Below are 8,169 nucleotides of genomic sequence, written 5' to 3'. Positions count from 1 at the left end.
ATACGTATCAGTACCTGAATCCGGGCGTGCACGGCGAGATCGACGTGTTCAGCTACGGCGCGGACGGCAAGCCGGGCGGCGAAGGCAACGATGCCGACGTCGGCTCGTGGCAGTAGGCGTCGTTTAAAATTCTTTTAGTCGCGGGGCAAAGCACGCAACGCGTGCGCCATGCGCAGGCCGCGCACATCGCCTGCATGGCGCAAATGCCCCCAAAGTTGTCATTTACGACGATATCGCTTCCCGGACCCGAGAGCTAGAGTGATCTCCGTTGCACACTGCAACGAAACATCGAAAGGAGATCACTGTGAAGGTTTTTGCTGTCGGAACGATCACCACCCCGCCCACTGCGGAACAACAGCCGCAACTCATGGCGAAGGAAGTCCCCCATACCCTCCAGCTCTATCTCGACGGAAAGATCGAGCAGTTCTGGTTTCGCCAGGACCGCCCCGGCGTGTTCTTTCTGATGGACGTCGAGTCGATCGATGAAGCGAAGGCGACAGTGGACGAACTGCCGCTGACGGAAGGCGGCTTCATGACGTTCGAACTGACGCCTGTCGGCCCGCTCGCGCCGCTGGGCCGCCTGATTCAGAAGAAGTAAATGATGGCGCAGCGTCGACGTCATCATAGTCCGGGCAATCAGCGCCGCAATGATCGAACGCCTGGAAGAGCGAGCGGAAGCGCTGCCCACGCCTCGATGGAGAAAGCGATGTTCGAAGCAGAAGCGAATAGGAACGCGAGCGGAATTCATCCGCTCGACGACGTAGTATGGAACGCGCTCGTCGCGACGCATCAACGCTTTTCACTCGGCAATAGCGGGGCAATCCGCTATCAGGCCGACGTCGCGCCGTTTGCCGCGATGGCCGGCTACAGTCCTGAATCCTTTGCAGCTTTGCGTTCTCTCATCGAGGCGCAAGGTCCCGTTACTTTGGTCACGACGGACGAGGTGGTTCCTCCGCCCGGCTTTTCCGTCACAAGGCGCGTCGTCGTGCTGCAAATGATCTGGCAAGGCACGCTCGATCGACGGGATGAATTGCAGCACGTGAGACTGGCCGTTGCCGATGTTCCCGAGATGCTCGCGCTGACCACCGCGACCAGGCCTGGCCCGTTTGGTCCGCGCACCATCGAACTCGGATCTTATTTTGGCGTTCGCAGTCAGGACGAGCTGGTCGCGATGGCGGGCGAGCGCATGAGGCTCGATGGATTCACGGAGATCAGCGCTGTCTGCGTGGACGAGGCGTTTCGCGGGCGAGGCTATGCCGCGAGCCTGATGGGGCTGCTGATCTCAACCATCACTGCGCGAGGCGAGACGCCTTTTCTGCACGTCTACGCCTCGAACCTGACTGCAATTTCACTCTACCGCACGCTGGGGTTTATCGACAGGCGTGAGCTGCATCTCACCGGGCTCGACCGCGTGCGAAGCTAGCGGCGCGAACCTCTGCAATCCGCGCAATGTTTCTATGAATGCGCTGCGAGCATCGCATGATGGCGCGCTTCCGTTGCATCGTCGACAGGGAACATACATTCGAGGCGTAGTTCCTGCGCAGCAACGTTTTGCGGTGCTCCGACGCTTGTGACCATCGAGAAATATCGAAGCACGGCTCCGTCCTTCGCGAAACCGAGCGGAATCATCGGCATCGCGGGCGCGGCGGCGGGCGCGTGCCAGCTCTTCCAATCGCGCGGCACATCGGGATACGCGAGCAGTTCGTCGAGCAGACGCGCGGTATCGCCGTCGATCACCCGACCCACCGACTCCCGGTACACCCGCTGCAACAGGCTGCGCGAAACGGTGTCCCAGTCGGCCAGATACGGACGCATCCCCTGCGGATCGAACATCAGATGCAGCATGTTGCGCGGGCCTTCGCGCGAAGCCATGTCAATGAAGCAGTTGAAAAAGCGTGGCGCTGCGTCGTTGGTCATCAGAACGTTCCAGTGCCGGTCCATCACGATCGCGGGAAACGGTTCGTGCCGGCGAACGACACGCTCGAGCGCGCCGATCACGCTGTGCATCTCCTGCGCGTTCCACGGCGCCTCCGAATACATGGGCGCGTATCCTGCCGCGAGCAGCAGTGCATTGCGCTCGCGCAGCGGCACATCGAGCGTTTGCGCGAGCGTCAGCAAGGTCTCCCTGCCCGGCACGCTGCGCCCGCTTTCAATGAAGCTGATTTGCCGCTGCGAGATACCTGCGTCGAGCGACAGATCGAGCTGACTCACGCCGCGCACATCGCGCCAATAGCGCAACAAGCTGCCAAGTTCGCCCGGCAGCGTGTTCCGATCGCGGCTGGTCACATTCATTGGATTTCCCCCGATCAACGCGCACGACTATAGCGGACTCACGCGATAGGCGCACGCCAGACGAACTCCTCGAACGGTGCTTCGAGGTCCGGCCGGGTCACGCTGGCGACATAGTTCGTGATAGTCGATGCCGCCACCACCGCAATGACTTCGAACAGCTGCTCGGCGCTGAATCCGGCTTCAAAGAAACGCCGCTGGTCCGCATCGGCAAGGCGGCCACGCTTTTCGATCAGCGTGCGCGCCAGCATTGACAGCGCGGCGAGTCCGGCGTCATCAGGCAATTCGCCATGCCGGATCGCATCGACATCGGCGCGGCGTACACCCTGCTTCAATGAGAGTGCGGTGTGAAACGCGACGGGCCACTCGCTGGCGTTCGTGACCGCGTTGGTCAGGAGCAACGTCTGGATCTGCGGCTCCGTCAAACTGCTCGCATGCACGCGCTCGAACAGGCCGATAAAGCCGTTGATCAATACCGGCGATGTAGCCATTGCGGCCGCGATGTTCGGAATCAGATCAAAAGCTTCTTGCAATTGCCGGAGCACGGGCTTCGATTGTGCAGGCGCCGATTCGATCGTATGAACGGGATAGCTGGTGGACATGGTATCTCCTTGGCGGTGAGCGTCACCGGAATGGTGGCGCGACAGCCAAAGAGTAGAGAACGTCGTGCAGTACTCCAATTACATCGGATGTAATCGCCGCGCGGCATTTCCAAAGAAGCGAGCGTGGAATAGAACCACCGCACGACTACGCGCAGCAATGCTTCGAGCCGCATATGCAACTGACGATTCATTGGTTCGCGGCCGGTTCTCCACGCGCTAACCTCCTTCCATCTCCAACTGCCCAGAAATCTTCCATGAACATTAAACGTTTCGTCCAGGCTATCGCTGCGAACGCAGTGCTGGCAACATTGCTCATCCATGGCACCGCGGCGCGAGCAGACACCGTCAATATCGCCTATCAGTACGGCGCCGATCCTGCAAAGCTCGCTCAGGCCAGTGCAGCGTATGAGAAGGCAACGGGCTGGACGATCAACTGGCGGCGCTTCGACACGGGCGCGGACATCGTAGCCGCACTCGCTTCCGGCGATATCCAGATCGGCGATGTCGGCTCGAGTCCCTTCTCGGCCGCCGTGAGCCGTGGCGTGCCGATTGAAGCAGTCGTGCTGAATGCGTTGACGGGAGGCTCGGAAGCACTCGTTGCGCGCAATGGCGCGCATATCGACAAGCCGCAGGATCTCGTCGGCAAGACGATTGCAACGCCCTTCGTGTCGACCAGCCATTACAGTCTGCTCGCGGCGTTGAAGCATTGGGACATCAAGCCCGATCAGGTTCGCATCGTCAATCTCGGACCCACTGAAATCATCGCGGCATGGGCGCGCGGCGACATCGACGCGGCCTATACGTGGGACCCGGCGCTCGGCAAGGCCAAGGAATCGGGCCACGTCCTCGTCGATTCGACGGAAGTCGGAAAGTGGGGCGCGCCGACATTCGATCTTTGGGCCGTGCGCAAGGACTTCACGCAGGCACATCCGGAATTCGTCGCGAAGTTTGTGTCCGTTACGTTGAACGCCATTTCGGACTATCGGGCAAACGGCAAGACATGGACTTCGGGCTCGAAGCAGGTCGCAGCCATTTCAAGGCTTAGCGGCGCAAACGCGTCGGACGTGCCGCAACTGCTCGCGGGCAATGTCTATCCGATTGCATCCGAACAGGCAGCGCCGACGCTGCTTGGCGGAGGAACAGCAAAAGCCGTGGCAGCAACAGCGCGCTTTCTCCAGGAGCAAAAGAAAATCGACCAGACATTGCCTGACTACAGCGCTGCCGTCACGACGCGCTTCGTGACAGCGGCTGCTACGTCGAAGTAACGGTATCGCAATACCCAAGCTCTTTGACAAGACAGGACAGCGCGCAAATCATGGCTGAACTGAGCGCACATCACGCCACCGTTATCTACGAAACGGCGCGCGGCCCGCTGACCGCGTTGCAAGACGCGTCCGTGTCGGTGCGCAGTGGAGAAATCGTCGTCGCACTCGGGGCATCCGGATGCGGCAAGAGCACGCTGCTGTCGTTGCTCGCCGGCTTCCAGGCGCCGACGTCCGGCCGCGTCACGAGCGATGGCAAACCCGTGTGCGGACCCGACGCGAATCGCGGCGTGGTGTTCCAGGACGATGCGTTGATGCCATGGCTGAATGTGTTGGGCAACGTCGGCTTCGGACTGCGGATGCGCGGCGTCAGCCGTGCGGCGCGCAATGCGCGCGCGGCGGAAGTCTTGCGGCTCGTGAAGCTCGATGGGTTCGAGCATCATAGAATCAACGAGATCTCGGGCGGCATGCGCCAACGCGTGGGACTGGCGCGCGCGCTCGCCGCCGATCCGTCGTTCCTGCTGATGGACGAGCCTCTCGGCGCACTCGACGCGTTGACGCGCGAACGCATGCAGACACTGCTGCTCGACGTATGGCAAGCAACCGGCAAGGGTGTGTTTCTGATCACACACAGCATCGAGGAGGCCGTATTGCTCGCCACCGAACTGCTGATTCTCTCGCCTCGTCCAGGACGTGTCGTGCAGCGGCATCGGCTCGATTTCGCGCGACGTTACGCAGCCGGCGAGCCGGTCCGTTCCATTCGCATGGACCCGCAGTTCACGGCGATTCACATGCAACTACTCGATCAGCTCGTGCGCGAGACGCAGGAGGCTTGACATGTCATCGCTCAAGAACAGCCACGCAGGCCCAACGTCGAACCTTGCCGACGAGTCCCGACTCACGTCCGCACATGCGCGCACCCGCATCGTTCGAATCGATCCCGGACATGCTGCAACACTGATTACCGTGCTGGCGCTGCTCTCGGCGTGGTGGCTTGCGAGTCATCTCGAATGGTTTCCTCCCGTACTGCTGCCGACGCCCGAGGCAATCGTCCGCAAGCTGGGTCAGTTGTGGACGGACGGCTTCGATGACGCGACGCTCACGCAGCATCTGCAGGCCAGTCTCTCGCGTATCGCGCTGGCGTTCGTACTCGCGCTCGTTACGGCCATCCCCGCCGGACTTGCAATCGCGGCCAGCAAGATAGCGCGCGGCGCGCTCGACCCCGTGATCGAGTTCTATCGCCCTGTTCCGCCGCTTGCGTATCTGCCGTTGATGGTGATCTGGTTTGGCATCGGCGAGCTATCGAAGGTGCTGCTCATCTACCTGACCATCTTCGCGCCGCTGACGATCACGACGGCGTCGGGTGCCAGCCGCGTCGCTAAAAGCCGGTTGCTCGCCGCCGCGTCGCTCGGCGCTACGCGATTCAAGCTGCTTGTCCATGTGGTGTTGCCAAGCGCGATGCCCGAAATCCTGACGGGCTTGCGAATCGCGCTCGGCGCCGGATGGTCGACGCTCGTCGCCGCCGAACTGATCGCCGCAACGCGCGGACTCGGCTTCATGGTCTACTCCGCCTCCCGCTTCCTCGTCACGGACGTCGTGATTGCGGGGATTCTGGTGATCGGCGCCATCGCATTGGTCCTGGAACTGGGACTGCGATGGCTGCAACGCAAGCTCACTCCGTGGCACGCGGAGAACTGACAGGGCGGTCATCGAGGGCGCAACGCGGCATTCGGGACCGCGCTCATTCACACGAGCTTTGACTGTCCTAAATGCTCACCCAACAGCCCGACCGGGCCGAGCGGAAAACAGCATCGATCACCCGCATATTCGAGCGTGCGTCTTCAAGGGGAATGGCCTGTGGTCCTCCGCTCAATATTGCTTCCGCGAACACTGCTGCCGCCACGCCGTATTGATCGCACACCGGCAGTTCCAGCCAGCGTTCCGTGTCGACTCCTGCGCTTGAGCGTTCACTCAGTAACAGACGTGTCGGTCGATCATTCGGTGCGTTGAACGGAATTTCGACCTCCAGGCGGCCCGTGGTACCGTGAAACTGCATGCGCTGGTAATTGTGGATCTGCGTGGAGTAAAAGAAGCTCGCCTGCACACCGTCGAAGTCCATCAACACGGAGCCAAGCCGGTCCACCTCAAATGTCGGATCACGCTCCATCAGCGCGACGACCTGCTTTGGCTCACGCCCGATAATGAAGCGTGAAGTCGTGACGGGATAACAACCAATATCCAGAAGACCGCCGCCGCCAAGTTCGCTCTGGTTGCGGATATTGTGCGGGTCGGTGTTGTAATAGGTAAAGCCTCCCGTCACTGCCCGCAATTCGCCGATGGCGCCCTCTTCGATCAAGGTTCGCACTTTGAGCCATTGCGGATGCGTGCGAACCATGAATGCTTCCTGTACGTATTGGCCGCTCTTGTCGCGCGCGGCGATGAGGCGCTCAGCCTGCCGAACATCCAGCCCGATCGGCTTTTCACACAGGACGTGCTTGCCGGCCTCGACGGACCTGATCGTCCATTCCATGTGAATGTGATTAGGCAATGGGATATACACCGCGTCGATTTCCGGGTCTGCCAGCAGTGCCTCGTAACTGTCATACGCGACAGCAAGGCCGTAGCTCGCCGCGGCTTCCCGAGCCTTCTGCGGATCTCGCGACGCAATGCCCTTTACGCGACACTTCGGCGCTTTATGCATGGGCACGACAACCTTGTCGTTGATCTTTGCCGTGCCCAAGATTCCCCAGACAACTGCATCTTTTGCCATGACATGCCCTTTCGAATTCCGTACGTGAGAATGGACTGAACGAGCGCACCCACAACTTGGTTCTGCGCCCTCGGCATTTTTCGACGTGCCACAAAAGGAACATCATCGCGGGAAGAATGCTGTCCTGCTCGATTCTTTGCTCACAACCCTAAAGTCTTAACACGGCGATTGCTTCTGAATACCAGAGGATAAACGCGCTTCTTGACGAATTGCACCGCGCAACCCAGAACTCGGGGATGATCTATTGTGTGCCTGAGGGCAGCCGCGAAGCGCCTTTCACGAATCGCCTCGGTGACATCGAGCCAGCGAAGCGAGGTTTCGAGCGATCGATGCCTATGCGCACATGCGTCGGCCAGCCTGCCGGACAGGGCATGCGACGCGCGAAAGCGGGCATTCGCGTCGAGCATGCCGAGGAGCGCTCGTCGATCCGCGGACTTGTCAGTGGAAAGCGAACCACCACGTCGGCGATAGTGATAACCCATCGCCGGATAGACAACCATTCGCACATCGTGCCTCACCAACACGCGCAATAGAAGATCGAAGTCTTCCGCAGAGCGAACCCGCGCGTCATAACGAAGCTCCCCTAAAAGCTCAGCCTTGATCATGGGCTGGAGATAGCCGAGGTGCGGCGCGTTGACGAGCGCGACCGCATCGAAAGTCCTGGAGGTTGTAAGGTCGAGCAGCGAGTGTCCCGTGAGCGAGCCGCTCTCGTTCATGATGAGCAAGTCGTCCGCTGCAATCCCTACGCCGTCCGCCTCCGCCCTGGCAAGCAGGGACGCGAGGCGTCCTTCCGCGAACGCGTCGTCACTGTCGAGGATTGTGACCCAGCGTCCTCGCGCACACTTCAGCGCGCGATTGCGTGCGACCGATGGCCCAGCGTTGGACGACGAAGTCAGCAGGACGATACGTGGGTCGCTATCGGCGGCGGCGCGGACGATCTTCACGCTCGCGTCAGTCGACGCATCGTCCACCACGATGAGTTCCCAGTCCACCAGACTCTGTCTCTGGACCGACTCGATGGCTTCTCCGATCCAGTTCTCTCCATTGAAATTGGCCATGACCACAGTGACAGAGGGAACATGCGCCTGCGCAGGTATGCTCAAGCGCTTCTTGTCGCGTTCTTCGATTCGCTCGAATTCGCGTGGAGGGCTCCTTGAAGTCGTGTGTTCATCCGTTAAGCTCATCGTCCCGGTCCTGAAGCAGGGTTGCAAGATGTGGCGGTCGCGTAAAGCTGCTCAACGTTCGC

General features: G+C 60.7%; 10 protein-coding genes. 6 read left to right on the top strand and 4 right to left on the bottom strand.

The window, feature by feature from the left end:
* The 3 genes from AB4Y32_RS37190 to AB4Y32_RS37180 all read left to right on the top strand — a co-directional run.
* On the top strand, window positions 1-116 hold a 116-nt coding region (locus tag AB4Y32_RS37190), incomplete at its 5' end, for a type II secretion system protein GspG (protein ID WP_368719971.1).
* A 188-nt stretch (window positions 117-304) separates the two neighbouring features.
* A complete protein-coding gene (locus AB4Y32_RS37185) occupies window positions 305-598 on the top strand; it encodes a muconolactone Delta-isomerase family protein (protein ID WP_368726055.1) in 294 nt (97 codons plus the stop codon).
* A 108-nt stretch (window positions 599-706) separates the two neighbouring features.
* Window positions 707-1,423, top strand: a complete 717-nt coding sequence (locus AB4Y32_RS37180) for a GNAT family N-acetyltransferase (protein WP_368726054.1) — start codon at window positions 707-709, stop codon at window positions 1,421-1,423.
* Between the two features lie 32 nt (window positions 1,424-1,455).
* Here AB4Y32_RS37180 and AB4Y32_RS37175 read toward each other — a convergent pair whose 3' ends face one another.
* Together AB4Y32_RS37175 and AB4Y32_RS37170 are read right to left on the bottom strand one after the other, a co-directional pair.
* Window positions 1,456-2,292, bottom strand: a complete 837-nt coding sequence (locus tag AB4Y32_RS37175; protein WP_368726053.1) for a helix-turn-helix domain-containing protein — start codon at window positions 2,290-2,292, stop codon at window positions 1,456-1,458.
* A 38-nt stretch (window positions 2,293-2,330) separates the two neighbouring features.
* Window positions 2,331-2,891, bottom strand: coding sequence for a carboxymuconolactone decarboxylase family protein (locus tag AB4Y32_RS37170; protein WP_368726060.1), 561 nt, complete (start codon window positions 2,889-2,891; stop codon window positions 2,331-2,333).
* A 254-nt stretch (window positions 2,892-3,145) separates the two neighbouring features.
* Here AB4Y32_RS37170 and tauA point away from each other — a divergent pair, with 254 nt between their 5' ends.
* From tauA to AB4Y32_RS37155, 3 genes are read left to right on the top strand one after another with little or no spacing between them, the layout of a single operon-like run.
* Window positions 3,146-4,156, top strand: a complete 1,011-nt coding sequence (tauA, locus tag AB4Y32_RS37165; protein WP_368726052.1) for a taurine ABC transporter substrate-binding protein — start codon at window positions 3,146-3,148, stop codon at window positions 4,154-4,156.
* A 50-nt stretch (window positions 4,157-4,206) separates the two neighbouring features.
* Window positions 4,207-4,989 carry a taurine ABC transporter ATP-binding protein gene (locus tag AB4Y32_RS37160; protein ID WP_368726051.1) on the top strand — a complete coding sequence of 261 codons (783 nt, stop codon included), beginning with the start codon at window positions 4,207-4,209 and terminating at the stop codon, window positions 4,987-4,989.
* Window position 4,990: 1 nt separating this feature from the next.
* Window positions 4,991-5,851, top strand: a complete 861-nt coding sequence (locus AB4Y32_RS37155; RefSeq protein ID WP_368726050.1) for an ABC transporter permease subunit — start codon at window positions 4,991-4,993, stop codon at window positions 5,849-5,851.
* A 67-nt stretch (window positions 5,852-5,918) separates the two neighbouring features.
* Here AB4Y32_RS37155 and AB4Y32_RS37150 read toward each other — a convergent pair whose 3' ends face one another.
* Window positions 5,919-6,923, bottom strand: a complete 1,005-nt coding sequence (locus AB4Y32_RS37150; protein ID WP_368726049.1) for a Gfo/Idh/MocA family protein — start codon at window positions 6,921-6,923, stop codon at window positions 5,919-5,921.
* Between the two features lie 140 nt (window positions 6,924-7,063).
* Window positions 7,064-8,107, bottom strand: a complete 1,044-nt coding sequence (locus tag AB4Y32_RS37145) for a glycosyltransferase family 2 protein (protein WP_368726048.1) — start codon at window positions 8,105-8,107, stop codon at window positions 7,064-7,066.
* Window positions 8,108-8,169: the final 62 nt, after the last annotated feature.

Source organism: Paraburkholderia phymatum (assembly GCF_040965635.1).
GTDB classification, from domain to species: domain Bacteria; phylum Pseudomonadota; class Gammaproteobacteria; order Burkholderiales; family Burkholderiaceae; genus Paraburkholderia; species Paraburkholderia phymatum_B.
The sequence above is the reverse complement of the archived record's forward strand: the minus strand, read 5'-3'. Positions and strand labels throughout refer to the sequence as shown.

What these genes read in the sequence shown, in the direction of transcription:
- AB4Y32_RS37180 (WP_368726054.1), top strand. Translation starts at nt 707, where the DNA reads ATGTTCGAAGCAGAAGCGAATAGGAACGCGAGCGGAATTCATCCGCTC.
- AB4Y32_RS37175 (WP_368726053.1), bottom strand. Translation starts at nt 2,292, where the DNA reads ATGAATGTGACCAGCCGCGATCGGAACACGCTGCCGGGCGAACTTGGC.
- AB4Y32_RS37170 (WP_368726060.1), bottom strand. Translation starts at nt 2,891, where the DNA reads ATGTCCACCAGCTATCCCGTTCATACGATCGAATCGGCGCCTGCACAA.
- tauA (WP_368726052.1), top strand. Translation starts at nt 3,146, where the DNA reads ATGAACATTAAACGTTTCGTCCAGGCTATCGCTGCGAACGCAGTGCTG.
- AB4Y32_RS37160 (WP_368726051.1), top strand. Translation starts at nt 4,207, where the DNA reads ATGGCTGAACTGAGCGCACATCACGCCACCGTTATCTACGAAACGGCG.
- AB4Y32_RS37155 (WP_368726050.1), top strand. Translation starts at nt 4,991, where the DNA reads ATGTCATCGCTCAAGAACAGCCACGCAGGCCCAACGTCGAACCTTGCC.
- AB4Y32_RS37150 (WP_368726049.1), bottom strand. Translation starts at nt 6,923, where the DNA reads ATGGCAAAAGATGCAGTTGTCTGGGGAATCTTGGGCACGGCAAAGATC.
- AB4Y32_RS37145 (WP_368726048.1), bottom strand. Translation starts at nt 8,107, where the DNA reads ATGAGCTTAACGGATGAACACACGACTTCAAGGAGCCCTCCACGCGAA.